Origin of the sequence: Solibacillus sp. FSL W7-1436, from assembly GCF_038007305.1 — a bacterium.
In the GTDB taxonomy this organism is placed as follows: domain Bacteria; phylum Bacillota; class Bacilli; order Bacillales_A; family Planococcaceae; genus Solibacillus.
Genome location: NZ_JBBOWV010000001.1, coordinates 1308038 through 1324427, shown reverse-complemented (window position 1 = coordinate 1324427; position 16390 = coordinate 1308038). Strand labels below are relative to the sequence as shown.

Here is a 16390-nt window from a genome sequence, read left to right as displayed (position 1 = left end):
ATTCTATAAATTACTTATTATTATTAATAATATGAATAATATACGAACTATTTTTATTTTATTTTAATTAAAGTTCGTTTTTAGAATAAATGAATAATGAGGAGTTTTGAAGTGGGTAAGTTTGAAAATAAATGGATGCGTGCGGTCATTCCAGCTTTATTGATTCACTGTAGTATTGGTACTGTTTATTGCTGGTCGTTATTTAAGGGGGATATTGCCTCTTATGTCGAAAAACCTGTCAGTGAAGTGGAATGGGCATTCAGTATAGCTATTTTTGTTCTTGGTATGTCTGCGGCATTTGGCGGAAAATTTGTTGAAAAGGATATTCATAAGTCATCCTTGCTTGCGGCAATATTTTTTGTTGCAGGTATGGCAGCAACAGGTTTCTTTATTTATCAAAAATCATTGATTGGTATTTATATTTCATATGGTGTTGTTATGGGGATTGGACTTGGAATCGGCTATTTAACACCTGTAAAAACACTGATGCTTTGGTTTAAAGAACAGAAGGGATTGGCAACGGGCCTTGCTGTTGCCGGCTTCGGGTTAGCGAAAGTTATTGCAAGTCCGTTAATGGAAAAGTTACTCGGCAATCGAAATAGTGAAGGGCTGTTAGTAAACCCTACAAATATCTATACAATGTTTTATATTTTAGCGGCGATCTATTTAGTAATGATGGTTGTCGGACACTTAATTTTAAAGAAACCGGCAGGATATGAAGAAGAAAGTACTGCAATGTATAGCTTCAGCTATAGAAAAGTATTGACGAATAAAACATTTATCGGTATTTGGCTAATGTTCTATATTAATATTACATGTGGCTTGGCATTAATATCCCAGGAAAAAGGGATTTTGGCTTTCATTGGATTTGGAGCGATTGGTTTAGTTAGTTCCCTCACTGCCATTTTCAATGCAGGTGGGCGAATTGCATTTTCTGCGTGGGGAGATCGCCTGAAAGATCGTAACTCCATTTACAAAATTATTTTCATTTCTTCTATTAGCATCATTTTATGTACGGTTGTATTTGACGGAATAAATAATTCTATGGCGATTCTTATCATTGCCTTACTTTGTATTGTAAATGCAGGTTACGGTGGAGGTTTCTCGTCTTTACCGCCGCTATTATCAGACCGATTCGGTATCGACAGTATTTCAACTGTACATGGTTTAGCTTTATCAGCATGGGCTTTTGCAGGTTTGACGGGCAATCAGCTAAGTGCAATTATCCTTGAAAAAACACAATCCTATGACATGGTATTATACGTAATCGCCGCTTTGTTCACGATTGCGACTTTAATTAGTATCTTCGTTGTCAAACCGGAAAAAGTGAACTTGGAAAATGAAGAGTTTAATAAGAAAAAAGAAATAGTAATTGGATAAAGTTTGAAAGGGTGCTTTGATAAAAGGCATCCTTTTTCTTAAGGATAAAAAAAGCTAAGTTTAAGCTCCATTGTATATGGAGTCTTAAACTTAGCAATACTAGCAAAAATATTAATTATTTTTAGGACCGTTACCATTACCGTTGCCGTTGCCGTTGCCGTTGCCATTGCCGTTGCCATTGCCGTTGCCATTGCCATTACCGTTGCCGTTGCCATTACCATTGCCGTTACCGTTGCCATTGCCGTTGCCATTACCATTGCCGTTACCGTTACCATTGCCGTTACCAGGCTTTACAACATTGACATCAAACGTAAGTGTATGCTCACCATATGTTACTGTAACAGTAGTAGTACCCTGACCTTTACCTTTTACAGTACCTGCTTTTACAGTAGCAATCTTATCGTTTTCTACTTGGTAATTTGCAAGATTAGTAACATCTTTTTCCGTTGTTTCACCGTTTAAAGTTGTTACTTCAGTAATTTTAACCGAAACTTCTTTACCGACTCTTGTCTCAACTTGAGCTTGGTCGATTTCAAGAGTTACAACTGGCTCTTCCACGACGGGAGCTTTAACTGTAACAGTTACTGTCGCTTCATTTTCGCCATGTGACACAGTAATTACCGTTGTGCCTTCCGCTACTGCAGTTACTAAACCATTTACAACTGTAGCAACATTTTCATCTGCCACAACATACGTAGCTTTTGAAGTTACGTCTTCTTCTGTTGCATCACCTTCAGCAGGTGTTGTTGTTTCTGTTACCGTAAGCTGTGCAGTTTCTCCAGCTGTCAGGTCCAGCTCAGTCGGATTTACAGAAAGGGTTACAACAGGTGCTGTAACTTCTTTTTCAAAGATAATCGCTTCTCCAACATTACCAGCAGCATCTGTAATAACTACTGTTACAGCATTTGTTTCAGCTGTAACCGGGAATGTGAAGCTGCCGTCCTGATTTAAATCGAATGCAACCGGTGCTTGTACTTCGCCGTTTACAGTCGCAACATATGAAGCTTTTAATTTATCATTTAAATCATAGTCTAAACCGTATAAATAAAGTTCTTCATTGTAGTCGATATACTTATCTGTTACCTGTCCCGAAACAACACCTTCAGTTTCTGAACCTGTAATTTCCGGTTTTGTCGTTTTTACAACAATCGGTCCTACATAACCCGCAACTATTCCTGTAGCTGCAAGGCCAGTAAAGTCGATTGTATACAGACCATCCGGAATTGTAGTTGCCGGTGCACTGCCCCATGGTTTATACTGCCCGCCAACATTCAGTGTATAAGATCCTTTACCTAATGAAGCACCTGAATGCAGATAACCGATGTAGCCGTCCCCATATTCTCCACCTTCAGGATTCATAATATCCCAAAGCTCGATATAGTTCGTTCCAACATCACCAGTTAATGTGAATGAAAGGACACCTGAGTCTTTAATACCGTCACCGTTAAATGACAGATCAGTTTCTGTGATTTTAAAATCTTTAATTTCAGTTGTCGCCGCCGCGTTACTGAAATCAGCCGCGAATGGCAATGAAGCTTCTGTAGATCCACCGTCAATATGGATGAAACCTAAAATTTCAGAGCCGCTTGGTGCTACAGCCTGTGAAGCAGTTAAAGTAATGTTTAACAGCTGCTCACCAGCTAAAGTAAATGTTGGCTGATCCACTGTAACTGCTGCATCGCCAAATGTTTTAGTCACATCTACGGATACGTTGTAGTTACCGCCGTTTCCTTTAATGTCTTTTACTAATATTTGTTTCGTTACAGAAATATTGCCGTCTTTCAATGATTGAGGACCAAAAGTAACCGTCCCTTTTTTATTTTCTACAATTTCACCATTGCCGTCTAAAACTGCTGTATCAAGTGCATAAGCAAGAATTTCGGGATGAGCTGCCGCATAAGCATTTACGCGACCGGCACCTTGAGAGAATACATCATATTTTGCAGTATCCAATACTTTAGCAGTATTCGAAAGCGCCACTTTTACATCAAAAGCATCCCAATCAGGATTTGCCTGTTTTACTAATGCTGCGATACCAGCAATATGTGGGGTTGCCATAGACGTTCCTGTTTTACGATCATATGCTTCATCGTAAACCGCATCAGGGAAGTCCGCTTGATACATAGGAATCGTTGACATAATGTTTGTACCAGGCGCTGTTACGTCTGGTTTAATATCGAAGTTCGGTGTAGAAGGACCACGTGAACTTGAAGAGTTTACATCGTCACCTGTTGTTGTAGTTGAAGCAAACTTGCCGAAGCTTACTTTACCTGTACCATCTTGTAATGCAGTGCGAATTGCATTGCCGTCTGTTACTGACATATCGAATGTTGGCAAGAACTCAAAAGAGTCACCAAGGAATGTACCTGAAATGTTCGGTGCATTCGTTCCGCCGGAAAAGTTATGGATAATTGTAGCTACTGCACCGTTTGCTTTAGCATTTGCAATTTTATCAACAAATGCGATATCACCGCGCGAAATTAGTGCCACTTTCCCTTCAACATCAATTCCTTCAAAATCTTTTAATTCTCCATTACCAGGAATCGCAACTAAATCAAACTCACCTTGAAGCTGTGTTGATAAGTTTTTACCAAAAGTTGTTCCCATTAAAGGAAGTTGTTTTGCTAAGTTGTAGTCGCCTACAGTAATGTTAACTTCACCGTTATACATTGTTTCCGGGTTTGTTGTATTACCTACTGCAATCCCTAAACGAGCAGTTGCAGGTGTGCCCATTGTTCCACGGTTTGGACCTGAGTTACCTGTTGCAACAACACCGATTGTTCCAGCCATCATTGCGTTATTGATCGCAAATGATCCTGCATCTGTTTCAGTGTTAGCGCCACCGCCTAGTGAAAGGTTGATGACATCCATTTCTTCTTGGACAGCTGTTTCAATTGCTTTAACAATACCTGATGTCGCACCGCTTCCGTATGCTCCAAGAACGCGGTAAGCATAAAGGTCCACTTTTGGTGCTATACCTTTAATGCCGAATTCGTTAGCACCAATTGCTGCAATTGTTCCGGCAACATGAGTACCGTGAGAAGTATAGAACGAGCTTCCGTTTGCATTGAATTCAGGTGTTCCTGCTGGACGCTCTGAAGGTAATGTTTCCGATGCATCGTTATCTGCACGTGGTTTAGAGTAAGTTGAAGAGTTAGGAATAAAGTTCTTTCCGCCTTTATAAATACCAGCAAATTCAGGGTGATCTGCATCAATACCTGTATCAAGTACTGCCACTTTTACCCCTTGTCCTTCAATTCCTTCATTCCAAAGCTTTTCAATGCCAAGGAAAGAAATACTAGTATTCATTTGTGCTTCCAATTGCTCGTCTTTAATAAGTTCTGATGATTTTTTTGATTTTGGAGATTTTGTTGTAATCTCTTCTGATGCGTATACCGTTGCATCCGGTTCAATTAAAGTGATTCCTTCAACTGAAAGCAGTTTTGGAATGTCATTTGCTTTAATTGTTGCCGCAAATCCGTTTAGTACCGTATCAAAAGTGTAGCCTTGTTTCATTTGCACCTGTTTGGCAGTTAACTCTTTTTTAACTTTTGCCTGTTGTGCTTTTACATTTGAACGTACTTCATTTGCACGGGCATTAGAAAACTTTTTGCCTTTAACCTGGCTGATTCCTTGCTCCAATGCTACCGGTTTTTCGGATAAATGAACGATGACTGCAACCTCTTGATTGCCTGAAATATTTTGCAGGCTTTCATGAAGGATTGGACCATCTTTAGACAAGCTAAGCTGTTCAGCGATTGCCGCCTTTAGCTGAATGACGCTTTCACTTTGCCCATCCTGCTTGAATGATTTTGATTCTGCGCTTGCATTCGAGAATGGAACCAATAAAGAGAACACCATAATGAAAGCCAGAATACTACTAAAGAATCTCGTAAACTTAAACTTCTTCAATTCTCATTTCCCCTTTGTGTTAAATTTTCGCACTATTCAGTTTAATGCGGTATTACCAATTTATCACAATGGAAATTATCCGAATATCGAAATTTATATTTTTTCCAAAAGATTGATAAATAGTATCAGTTTGTAAAAAATAGGTTAAATCTATCTTCCTAATAATTTAGTTAAATAGTAGAACTTTCTTATGAGAATAAGTAAATTGGAGGACCTAACTCACTAATAAAAGAAAGGGGATTGTATATATATTTAATAAAAGGAGTGGATAGTGGTTAAACTTTTTAATGAAAAGTTTAAAGCAGAAATGACTTTTATACTTTTCAAATAAAAATCAATGGAGGATGGCTATGTCAAATATGAATTTTAAACGCAACAATGCAAAAGTAAGAGGCAAGCAAAGTTCGAATAAGCTAGAAGTAAATCAAAACCGTAAAAACCCCCAGCAAGAAGAGTTTGTATCAGAACTTGATTTTATCTTTAATGCAGCTCCAGTAAAGGAAAATCAAGGTCCCGCCAAAAGAAATAAAACAGGCATGAACGAGCCTGAAAGTGAACGAACTGCCTGGAACTGATTTATATTTGACATCTATTCAGCACATTGAGGTAAGAACTAAGGCCAAGGCCTTGGTTCTTTTTGGTGAAAATTAATTTATCGATTCAACTGCAACAGCCATACCATTTAATCGTCGATTGGCTTAATTTGCTGCTGGTTCAGCCATGATTTTTCTTCTGTATTTCCTCTTCCGTTTCTTCAAGCTCCTTCATGTATTCCTGATACTCCTCTTCTACCTCCGTTGTTGAAGGGAGGAGATGTTCTGTTGATGAATCAATCCTCTCTCCATGACGGATCATTTTATAAATAATCATCCCGTTATTTGGTTTTCCATTAAATGTGGTCATCGGAACGGCATCGAATAATACATAATAAAATGCATAAAAAACAAAGCGATCCCAAAATGTTTTATATTCTTCAATGAACCCGTTGGCTATCAGAAAATTGATTGTAAGGCCGAATATAAGATTGATTAGAATAGGCCCGGAATAAATACTAATATAGGCAAATTTATTTTCATGTTTTAATTTGTCATACGAAAACCAGCTATAAAAATGATAGTATCTGCGGATATCAACCATACCAAACTTAAAAACTCTACGACCGGAACCAATTGTTACCCTTGGTTCGATTACCCCGAATAGCCGGCTGACAATTACGTAACCCAATTCTCTAAGAAAGACAACAGCAGGTAAAATAATAAAGGCAGAAATGACTAATGAAATGAGATCGGATAAGCCAAACATATTATTATCCCCTCCCAACTAATTACTTGTAAGATGATACCCCTCAGTAACAATTTAAAACATAGGCAATCGCTCTGTTCCCAATACTTACATTGCCTATATTCCAGCCGTTGGTACAGAAATAAAAAAATATATAAAAATAGCATATAGAAGCCCGTAATGACACTGCTTCAGTCTGACAGGCAAAGCTATCAACCAACCCTTTTACTGCATTCCCGATTATGGATTTAACAATGTCTTAACATTAAAAACTTTTTAAAAAAGGAAATAACGGGTAAGGATATGTTGTAACTAAAATTGAAAGGTGTGGAAGTGGAATGTCTGAAAAGTTATTTACTGCTATTGCTACTGCTTCGGGAGGACGTGAAGGTAAAGTACAGTCGGATGATGGGGTAGTTCAATTCGAAACAGCAATGCCAGGTACACCGCGGGCAAAAAATATTGAAAATGCTACAAACCCGGAGCAGTTATTTGCTGCAGGGTATGCTGCCTGTTTTGATAGTGCCCTTCAATTAACAGCAAGTAAAGCCCGTGTAAAATTTACGTCTGAAGTAACAGCGAATGTCAGCTTATTAAAAGATGAACAAGATCAAGGGTTTAAGCTTAGTGTTGTACTTCAGGTGAAAGGGACAGATATAGAGCGTGAACAGTTAGAGGACCTGGTGCATAAAGCACACGAAGTATGCCCTTATTCAAAAGCAACAAGAGGCAATATTGAAGTTACGCTTGAAGTTATTTAGTAAGCTGTACTGACTTGAGAAGAATTATTGATTATAGGTATTTTTAACTCTTTTTGGTTAATTAACATAATAATAAAGTTTCATTTTTAAGATTTTTTAGAATATTTAGTTTAATTGTTATCCTTTAGGGGTACGTATCAATCGAGCTAAAAAATAATTATTTTAACTAGACCGTAAAATTCAATGCCCTTAATCTCTCTTCTATTATTTGCTAGGTAGTGTGAGGGTATTTGAATCAAACGAAAATAAAGGACAGCTTAAGAAGTTATAAATACTACCTAGCCGATGAAGAGTAACTTATGAAAAGTTACCATCATTTCATTAAAAATCAGCAAGACAGCAGTAAATTTTACAGCTATGATTCGCTGCTTAAGAACGAAAGGATGAGATTTCATTTGAGAAAGATATTATTTATTTCTGATCATGGCGACCCTTTAATACCTCTTGGAAGTAAACAAGCAGGTGGACAAAACAACTATGTAAAACATTTAGCACTGCAGCTTGACGGACTCGGTTACAGTGTTGATATTGTTACACATTGGAGCGATGGACAAAAGCCGGCTGTTGAACAGTTGGGTGAGCGTAGTAAAGTATACCGCTTTGCAGGTGGTCAAAAAGGATTTGTTGATAAACGTCAGATGTTTACTTTACTTCCTCGTTTATATAAAGAAATGACTGAGGCAATGGATATTAGCAGCTATGATGTTGTTCATACCCATTACTGGTTATCAGGAGTACTGGCATACAATTTGCAGAAGGAATATTCATTTTACTGGTGCCACACAAATCACTCCCTTGCAATTGCAAAAGAGCAAGGTACAGGCTTTATCGAAAATAAGCGTAAGCATTTTGAAAAACTGATTATGGAGCAAGCAGATGTAGTTATTGCTACTACTCCTAATGAGAAGCAACAGATTGAAGTTTTTACAAAGAAAAAAAGTACAGTATCTGTTGTGCCGGTAGGAGTTTCACCAGTGTATCTGGCATCTTCTGAAGAAGAGGAACAGTTTGCATTTCCATATTACTTTTATGCAGGCCGTTTAGAAACTTCAAAAGGGATTTTTGATCTTTTAAAAGGATTCAAACATATGCTGGATATGCATGAAGTCCCTCAAAACGTGAAGCTGCTAATTGCAGGTGGTTGTCAGGATACGGTTGATATAAAGAATTATTGTCCGATAAGCGAACCGCTAAAAGAAGCGATCAAAGGAATGGAAGACCGCGTGTTATTCCTTGGCCCAAAAAATGAAAAACAGTTGAAGAACCTTTATTCAGGTGCATTGGCAACAATTATGCCTTCACATTATGAATCGTTTGGGATGGTAGCGGCAGAAGCACAGGCCTGTGGTTGCCCTGTAATTGCGACACATGTAGGTGGACTAAAAGATGTCGTTAAATCCGGAATGACAGGTTTCCATATACCTAAAGAAAATGTGCAACAATTAAGCGATAGCATGGCATTTTTCTTAAAGAGCTCGCCTAAACAATTAAAAATGCGTCGTGATGCAAAACAATATGCGATGAAAGAATTTAACTGGACTCTTATTTCCCGCAAAGTAAAGGAGCTGTATGAACGAAAAAATGCCTACATTTCCTTACCTTAAACCTCATATTTTAGCAACAGATTTAGATAATACGATTGTTAGTGATAAGGTTCCGCATACTGAACTGTGGGAAACGCTGGCACTTGAAAACACATCTCTCATATATATTACCGGAAGATATAGACAGTCCGCGATTGATTTAATCGAACGTGAACAACTGCCAAAACCGGACATTTTAATATGTGATGTTGGAGCTTCGATTTACCTGGGTCCGACATATGAGCTTGACCAGGAATGGGCAGGCAACATTAGGCAGGAAGACTTTGAACAGGTTAAAGCGATAGCAAAATCCATTGACATTGCCAGACAGCCAATAGATACACCTTGGCGACTGGCCTATTTTGCCAGTAAAATGCAAGTTCAAATACTTAAGCAAGCGATTAAGCAAAATAATTTAGCAGTTGATCTTATTTTCAGCAGTGAAAGAGATGTAGATATTCTGCCTGCAAATATTAATAAAGGTGCTGCACTGAAATATGTACTTAATAAGTGTCAATATAATGGGGAGGTTGTTGTAGCCGGAGATTCCGAAAATGATCTCAGTCTTTTCACTCTCGGTTATCCAGCTATTGCAGTTGGAAATGCATGTGACGCCATATTAGCATTATCGGAAAATGAGCATATTCATTATGCAAAGGGACATGCATCTGCCGGTGTAAAAGAAATATGGGAAAAACTTTACACACCATTATCACAAAAGATTCAATAGGTTTTTACTAGACAATTACTACTCCGACTTTACTTCGCTATTTTTACAGATAAATGCATATTCTTTAAAATTTGTTTCTTAACAATAGGCAAGTAAATAGGTTATTCCAAATTCCTTTCATAAATTATAAGAGATACACCAACATGAAGGAAGGAGGATAAAATTGACTAATAGAAACTGGTTTAATGATGAAAGAGGTCAATCGTTTTACAATAATGCTCAGCAATTACCAACGCAAACAGCACCAACTCAATATGCATCACCGCAAATCTCACCAACGAGACAATACGTTCAAAGAAATGTATCAAACACAGTGGTGCCACATGTGCATCCATCCCATTTAACAACGGTCAACCAACATTATATTAACAACCAACACTATTTCCCTCATACACAATCTGTTGTGAATGAGTGTTTCGAAACTAATACGATGTGTGGAACACCGTTTAGACCGAATGGCGGTTGTGGTTGTTCAAAACGACGAGGCTGGTAAGTCGTTCTTTAATTGTTTTGGCTAATGCTAATAAATAAAATAGCACCATCCATTTAATGGATAGTGCTATTATTCATGGATGCGACTTTAAAATTTCCAGCTAGTTCTGTATATTTTTATAATTTTATCAATACATTGAAAGAAAATAATTCACATAAGGAGAAATTACTATTCCAAAAATCGCTTCAGTAAGTACTCATACACCGCCTTTCACATTAGCTCAGACAAATATTGAGCAATTGACGAAAGAGCTTTTCCAACATAAAATTCCAAAGTTAGAACGATTATTGAAAGTTTTTGAGAATGGTGAAATAAAAACACGGAATTTATGTGTTTCACCTGACTGGTATCGCGAAGACCATACATTTGAAGAACGCAATGAGCTCTATATAAAACTGGCTACAGAATATAGTGTTGAAGTCATAAAGAAGTGTTTATCAAACCGTTCCTTTTTACAACAGGAACTATCTACAGAAGAGATAGATGCAATTATTTTTATTAGTAGTACAGGTATTTCTACGCCAAGCATTGATGCCCGTGTTATGAATATTCTTCCTTTTTCCAATGAACTGGTCAGAATCCCTATATGGGGGCTTGGCTGTGCGGGGGGAGCGGCAGGCATTAGCAGGGCGTACGACTATTGTAAAGCACACCCAAACGCCAAGGTGCTTGTCGTTTGTGTTGAGCTATGCAGTCTTACCTTCCAGAAAGATGATTATTCAAAAAGTAATCTCGTAGGAACTTCATTATTTGCTGATGGAGCGGCCTGTGCACTTGTATGCGGCGATGATGTTGAGCTAAAACAAAATGTACCAGTTCCATATATTAAGGGACGTGGCTCAAAGTGGATGCCGGATTCTGAAGATGTGATGGGATGGGATGTTAAAAATAGCGGTTTGCATGTTGTATTTTCAAAGAGCATTCCGGTCATTATTTCGAAATGGCTTGGGCCATTTATTCATGAATTTTTAAATAAGCACGATGTTTCACATGAACAGATTGAGAATTTTGTCGCACATCCCGGCGGAAAAAAAGTATTACAAGCCTATGAGGAAACATTGAATTTAACGACGGAACATACAGATGTTTCACGTGAAATATTGCAAAAAAATGGAAACATGTCATCTCCGACAGTTCTGTATGTTTTGGAGCAATTTATGTTAAATGAAAAAAGAGCGGATACTTTAGGATTATTGGTTGCTTTAGGGCCTGGCTTTAGCGGAGAAGTCGTATTATTGGAATGGAGGGAGTAAGCTGGTTTTTTATATTGTACTAGCTTTTGTAATTATTCAAAGATTAGTAGAGCTGGTTGTAGCAAAGAGAAATGAGAAATTAATGCTTGCTAAAGGAGCATATGAAGTAGGAGCTTCCCATTACCCATTCATGATTTTACTGCATACGAGCTTTTTCGTAAGCCTTCTTGTTGAAGTAGTATTTTTCAGTGGACAATTTACACCACATTATATATGGCTCGTTTTATTTTTACTGCTGCAGTTGTTGAGGGTATGGTGTCTGGTTTCGTTAGGATCCTTCTGGAACACGAAAATTATTATTTTACCGGGAGCAAATGTAGTAGCGAAAGGGCCGTATTCTTTTATACGACACCCGAACTATTTGGTTGTATGTTTAGAAATTGCTGTATTGCCACTAATGTTTCAGGCATACTTTACAGCTATTTGTTTCACTATATTAAATTTCATCATCCTGTCTGTTCGCATCCCGATGGAGGAAAAGGCACTAAAAGAAGGGACAGACTATACAGCATATTTGGAACGGAATAATGTTAAACAGCCGTAAATTAAAGCACTAATCCATTTTAAACTGCTCCCTGATTGTTAGACACATCTAACAACTGGAGGGGCATTTTTTTATGTCGGTCAATTGGCTAAACAGATAGTTGATTTAATGTATATTTTTATTGCTGGGGGGTATATAACCTACAGAATTACTTTACTGAAGTTTAATTCTAATACTTTATCCAACAGGAGGGGTCTTATTGAAAGCAGTAACGTATCAAGGTGCCAAAAAAGTAGAAGTGAAAGAAGTTCCGGATGCAAAAATTGAAAAGCCAGATGACATTATTGTACGTATTACCTCAACAGCCATTTGCGGGTCAGATCTCCATATTTATCGTGGGGCAATGCCGGCACGAGAAGATTTTGTAATTGGACATGAGCCTATGGGAATTGTGGAGGAAGTCGGACCTGACGTAACAAAGGTTAAAAAAGGAGACCGTGTTGTTATTCCTTTTAATGTTGCGTGTGGCGAATGCTTCTATTGTCAAAATCAGTTGGAAAGCCAATGCGATAATGCCAACGAAAATCCGGCGATCGATTCGGGTGCATACTTTGGATTTACAGAGCGCTACGGTGACTTTCCGGGAGGACAAGCGGAATATTTACGTGTACCGTACGGGAACTTCATACCATTTAAAGTACCTGACAACTGTGAACTGGAAGATGAGGCATTACTGTTTATATCTGATGTATTGCCGACTGCCTATTGGAGTGTAGAAAATGCGGGTGTTAAAAAAGGTGATACGGTCATTGTGCTAGGTTCAGGACCAATCGGCTTAATGGTACAGAAATTCGCATGGATGAAAGGTGCAAAGCGTGTAATGGTAGTAGACCCTTTAAGCTACCGTTTAGAGCATGCGAAACGCACAAACAATGTAGAAATATTTAACTTTGATGATTTTGATGATGTTGGAAATCATCTTCATGAAATTACCCATGGCGGAGCTGACGTAGTTATTGACTGTGTCGGTATGGACGGGAAAATGTCTCTTGTAGAAAAGGCACAGCAAAAGCTGAAACTTCAGGGGGGAACACTGAGCGCAATCGATGTGGGTATAAAATCCGTTCGAAAGTTTGGTACCATCCAGCTGACAGGTGTGTATGGTTCATTATACAATATGTTCCCATTAGGCAATATTTTTGAGCGTAATATAACTGTAAAAATGGGTCAGGCACCGGCGATTCATTACAGTCAGATGCTTTATGATATGGTTGCTGAAGGGAAGATTGATCCAACAGAAATCATTACCCATAAAGTGCCGCTATCTGAGGCAAGTGAAGCATATAAGAAATTCCATGACCATGAAGATCAAAGTATTAAATTTATTTTAAAACCTTAATTCCCCTTTCCTGTGGAATTTAAATAATAAATAATAAACGTTCTATACTACACCTAAAACATTGCAACGGTAATGTTTTAGGTGTTTTTTATTGAAAAGGATGTTTCCAGCAGATGCTCTTGTTTATACTTCCGTAGTATGATGGAGGTATGTTGGAAAAGGAGATGAATTTGAGTGAAAAAGTTTTATCAAATCGTTTTATTTACAGTACTAGTCGTTATTTTAGCCGCATGCGGTAAGGAAACGTCGGACAATAAAGAGCAGGAAAATACTGCGAATTATGCTGAGGAAGTAAAGGAAAATCCAATTGTTACGATTACAATGGAAAATGATGAAAAAATCATTATTGAGCTAGAGCCAAAAACTGCCCCTAATACAGTGGCCAATTTTATCTCACTTGTGGAAGATGGATTTTATGATGGACTGATTTTCCACCGTGTTATTCCCGGTTTTATGATACAAGGTGGAGATCCGGATGGTACAGGTATGGGTGGACCGGATTATGCAATTAAAGGAGAATTTACTTCAAACGGATTTGAAAATACATTAACCCATGAACGCGGTGTAATTTCAATGGCCCGTTCCCAAGATCCGGATTCGGCAGGCTCGCAGTTCTTTATAATGACGGAGCAGGCAACACATTTGGATGGTGACTATGCAGCATTCGGCAAGGTAACTGAAGGAATGGAAATGGTCGATGAGATTGTTGCTGCAAAGCGCGGGGCCAATGACAAACCGCTGGAAGATCAGAAGATAAAAACAGTTGAGGTGGACACGAAAGGCTTTGATTATCCAGAGCCAGTCATTCAAAAATAGTATGGAAGGGAGTAACCGTCATTAATTATCCGGTTACTCCTTTTTCCAACCTGCACCTTCCAAAAAATTATATGATGGCATGGACAGCAGTTGTTTCACGTCGTAAGGGCCTTTCTTTTGTAAAAAGGCTTCAACCAATCGGTAACCGGTACAATATCCGATCCAAGGGGGTAAATTTAATGCCGAGTCCCCGAATAAAAAAGCTTGATGTTCATGTAAACCCGGTACATGCAATGCCTGTTTGAAATGCGTATCCCAATAACTTAACACTTCCTCCAAGGAATAGCGCTTCGTCCAGGAACTTAATGCATACTCTCCATATAAACTTTCCACCGCATGTTCGGCAAGTCCCTCCATAAGCAATGAATCGAGCAATGTAGGGGGCTCTATTAAAAACCTGCGCCTGCAAATATGGTGATATTCATGGGTAAACAACGCATGAAGCTCTTTTATTGTAATGCGAGGGGAGACATACAAACAAATGCCGTAAGGATAGGCAACACCATTTTTCACGAATCCGTTTTTTATCGGCAAAATGGCTACAGGTATATCAGGTCCTTCCCATAAACGTATCAATTCCTCCAATAGTCTTTTCGTTATTTGCCAAACATCCAAAGTTAAGCGGAGTTCATCATGTTGAAGCAACCCTTGTTGTAAAAGTTCAAATTGAACAGCCTCAGGCGGAAATCGAGGGAAGATGGATTGAATGATCGGGTAGGCTGCCAGCTCACGATGTTCCGTTTTCTCAAATAATATTTTTGTATCAAGAATGGGCATAAGTTTCTCCTTTTTCTTAGTGTATGAACTAGACGATGCGCATGTATGTGCAAAAAGCTTGAACATATAGTAGGAAAACTTAGAGAAGGGAGGGAAAGTTATGACTCACCAAGAGGCATATGATTTGTGCTGCAAACATCACGGAAAACGTGTGAGAATAAATGATAATAAAGGAAATGTCCATGTAGGAAGAATTACGAAAGTAGATAATCGTATGGTTTGGATTATGCCTGATAGAGCGGGCTATGGAATTGGATTCTGGGGATTTGGTGGAGGATACGGGGCACCTGGCTTTGGATATGGTATTGCATTAGGTGCAATTACCGGTATTGCACTGGCATCAATTTTCTTCTGGTAAAAATAAAGAAGCTGGCACAATTTTTTGTGCCAGCTTTTATTTTATTTATCATTTGTAAAGTAAATTCCGACTGTGCCGCGGCCGACATGTGCACCGATTACAGAGCCGATTGTTGTCGTTTCAATTGCTTTGGGCTGAATCTTTTCTTCAATTGCAACTTTCACTTCGTGCATCAGTTCCTCATCGTTACTATGTGAAATACCGACAACCTTATTTGTGAAGTCACCGCCACGCTCTTTCATAAGTTCAGTCATGCGATTAATGGCTTTTTTGAATCCGCGTGTTTTTTCTATTGGTACAAGCTTGCCATCATCCATATTTAAAATAGGCTTAATATTAAGCAGTCCACCCATAAAAGCACTCGCTTTTGATACACGGCCGCCTTTTGCCAAGTGGTTTAAATCTCCAACTGTAAATAAATGTTCCATTGAATTGGCCATCGCTGCAAGTTTTTCAACAGCTTCATTAAACTCAATACCAAATTTATTTAAACGCACTGCTTCTTTTACTACTAAGCCTTGACCGTAAGAAGCACATTTCGTATCAATAATTTCTAATTTTAAGTCCGGATAACTTTCCAGCACTTGATTTTTTGCCAAAATTGCTGTTTGGCATGTACCGGACAATTCTGATGAAAAGGCAATATAAACTCCTTCTTCACCTGATTTTGCTAATTCCTCAAAAGCGTTAATAAATACTTCTAATGAAACTTGTGATGTTTTTAGTTGCTCACCTTCAGCAATTGCCGCGTAGACCTGGTCTGTTGTGATGCCGATAATGTCATCATATTCAACACCTTTCACTAGTACGCGTAACGGAAAAAGATGTACTTCTTCATTATCAAAAAATGATTTTGGTAAGTCAGAACCACTATCCGTATAAATTTTCATAAACATCCCCCTTATCTCACTCAGATTGATTTTAGTTTTAATTTAAATTATGAACTATTTACATTTGTCATGTATTTCTTATGATAACTGTACTTATTATATAGTTTATGCAAAGAGCGATGCCTACTATTCTTACAAAATAATGCCGATATTTCAAGTTGATATTAATAGAAATTCCATTTAATGAAAAGTATACGCTTTTCATTGTAGCATAACTTAAAATAGACAAAATAGTTAGAAAAAAATTGTTAGAAAATAAAGAAAACATAAATA

15 protein-coding genes are annotated in these 16390 nt (G+C 38.1%); 11 read left to right on the top strand and 4 right to left on the bottom strand.

Features of this window, described 5'->3' with window-relative positions; genetic code table 11:
- Positions 1 to 111: 111 nt before the first annotated feature.
- Entirely contained in the window at positions 112 to 1380 is a 1269-nt protein-coding gene (locus tag MKX73_RS06700) for an OFA family MFS transporter (RefSeq protein ID WP_340716794.1), read from the top strand.
- Positions 1381 to 1491: 111 nt separating this feature from the next.
- Here MKX73_RS06700 and MKX73_RS06695 read toward each other — a convergent pair whose 3' ends face one another.
- Positions 1492 to 5292, bottom strand: coding sequence for a S8 family serine peptidase (locus MKX73_RS06695; protein ID WP_340716793.1), 3801 nt, complete (start codon positions 5290 to 5292; stop codon positions 1492 to 1494).
- A gap of 350 nt (positions 5293 to 5642) precedes the next feature.
- Between MKX73_RS06695 and MKX73_RS06690 the strand changes: the two genes are divergently transcribed.
- Positions 5643 to 5867, top strand: coding sequence for a hypothetical protein (locus tag MKX73_RS06690; protein ID WP_340716792.1), 225 nt, complete (start codon positions 5643 to 5645; stop codon positions 5865 to 5867).
- Between the two features lie 139 nt (positions 5868 to 6006).
- Here MKX73_RS06690 and MKX73_RS06685 read toward each other — a convergent pair whose 3' ends face one another.
- Entirely contained in the window at positions 6007 to 6594 is a 588-nt protein-coding gene (locus MKX73_RS06685; protein WP_340716791.1) for a hypothetical protein, read from the bottom strand.
- A 317-nt stretch (positions 6595 to 6911) separates the two neighbouring features.
- On the opposite strand from MKX73_RS06685, the gene MKX73_RS06680 reads away from it, so the two are divergent.
- The 8 genes from MKX73_RS06680 (at position 6912) to MKX73_RS06645 (ending at position 14092) form a co-directional block, all read left to right on the top strand.
- Entirely contained in the window at positions 6912 to 7334 is a 423-nt protein-coding gene (locus MKX73_RS06680; RefSeq protein WP_340716790.1) for an organic hydroperoxide resistance protein, read from the top strand.
- A 395-nt stretch (positions 7335 to 7729) separates the two neighbouring features.
- A complete protein-coding gene (locus tag MKX73_RS06675) occupies positions 7730 to 8938 on the top strand; it encodes a glycosyltransferase (RefSeq protein WP_340716789.1) in 1209 nt (402 codons plus the stop codon).
- Entirely contained in the window at positions 8904 to 9647 is a 744-nt protein-coding gene (locus MKX73_RS06670) for an HAD-IIB family hydrolase (protein ID WP_340716788.1), read from the top strand. The genes MKX73_RS06675 and MKX73_RS06670 overlap by 35 nt, the downstream gene beginning before the upstream one ends.
- 163 nt (positions 9648 to 9810) lie before the next feature.
- Complete coding sequence (locus tag MKX73_RS06665; RefSeq protein ID WP_445783306.1) at positions 9811 to 10140, top strand: CotD family spore coat protein; 330 nt, start codon at positions 9811 to 9813, stop codon at positions 10138 to 10140.
- A 170-nt stretch (positions 10141 to 10310) separates the two neighbouring features.
- Positions 10311 to 11393, top strand: a complete 1083-nt coding sequence (locus MKX73_RS06660) for a type III polyketide synthase (protein ID WP_340718859.1) — start codon at positions 10311 to 10313, stop codon at positions 11391 to 11393.
- A gap of 1 nt (position 11394) precedes the next feature.
- Positions 11395 to 11937 carry an isoprenylcysteine carboxyl methyltransferase family protein gene (locus tag MKX73_RS06655; protein ID WP_445783325.1) on the top strand — a complete coding sequence of 181 codons (543 nt, stop codon included), beginning with the start codon at positions 11395 to 11397 and terminating at the stop codon, positions 11935 to 11937.
- Between the two features lie 199 nt (positions 11938 to 12136).
- Positions 12137 to 13276, top strand: a complete 1140-nt coding sequence (locus tag MKX73_RS06650; RefSeq protein ID WP_340716786.1) for a zinc-dependent alcohol dehydrogenase — start codon at positions 12137 to 12139, stop codon at positions 13274 to 13276.
- Positions 13277 to 13450: 174 nt separating this feature from the next.
- On the top strand, positions 13451 to 14092 hold the full coding sequence (locus MKX73_RS06645) for a peptidylprolyl isomerase (protein ID WP_340716785.1): 642 nt from the start codon (positions 13451 to 13453) through the stop codon (positions 14090 to 14092).
- Positions 14093 to 14125: 33 nt separating this feature from the next.
- Here the strand turns inward: MKX73_RS06645 and MKX73_RS06640 are convergent, their stop codons facing one another.
- On the bottom strand, positions 14126 to 14869 hold the full coding sequence (locus tag MKX73_RS06640; RefSeq protein WP_340716784.1) for a DUF2268 domain-containing protein: 744 nt from the start codon (positions 14867 to 14869) through the stop codon (positions 14126 to 14128).
- Positions 14870 to 14969: 100 nt separating this feature from the next.
- Between MKX73_RS06640 and MKX73_RS06635 the strand changes: the two genes are divergently transcribed.
- Positions 14970 to 15227 (top strand): hypothetical protein, encoded by a 258-nt coding sequence (locus MKX73_RS06635; protein ID WP_340716783.1) that lies wholly within the window; start codon positions 14970 to 14972, stop codon positions 15225 to 15227.
- A gap of 41 nt (positions 15228 to 15268) precedes the next feature.
- On the opposite strand, the gene MKX73_RS06630 is transcribed toward MKX73_RS06635, so the two are convergent.
- Positions 15269 to 16117 carry a DegV family protein gene (locus MKX73_RS06630; RefSeq protein ID WP_340716782.1) on the bottom strand — a complete coding sequence of 283 codons (849 nt, stop codon included), beginning with the start codon at positions 16115 to 16117 and terminating at the stop codon, positions 15269 to 15271.
- Between the last annotated feature and the right edge of the window lie 273 nt (positions 16118 to 16390).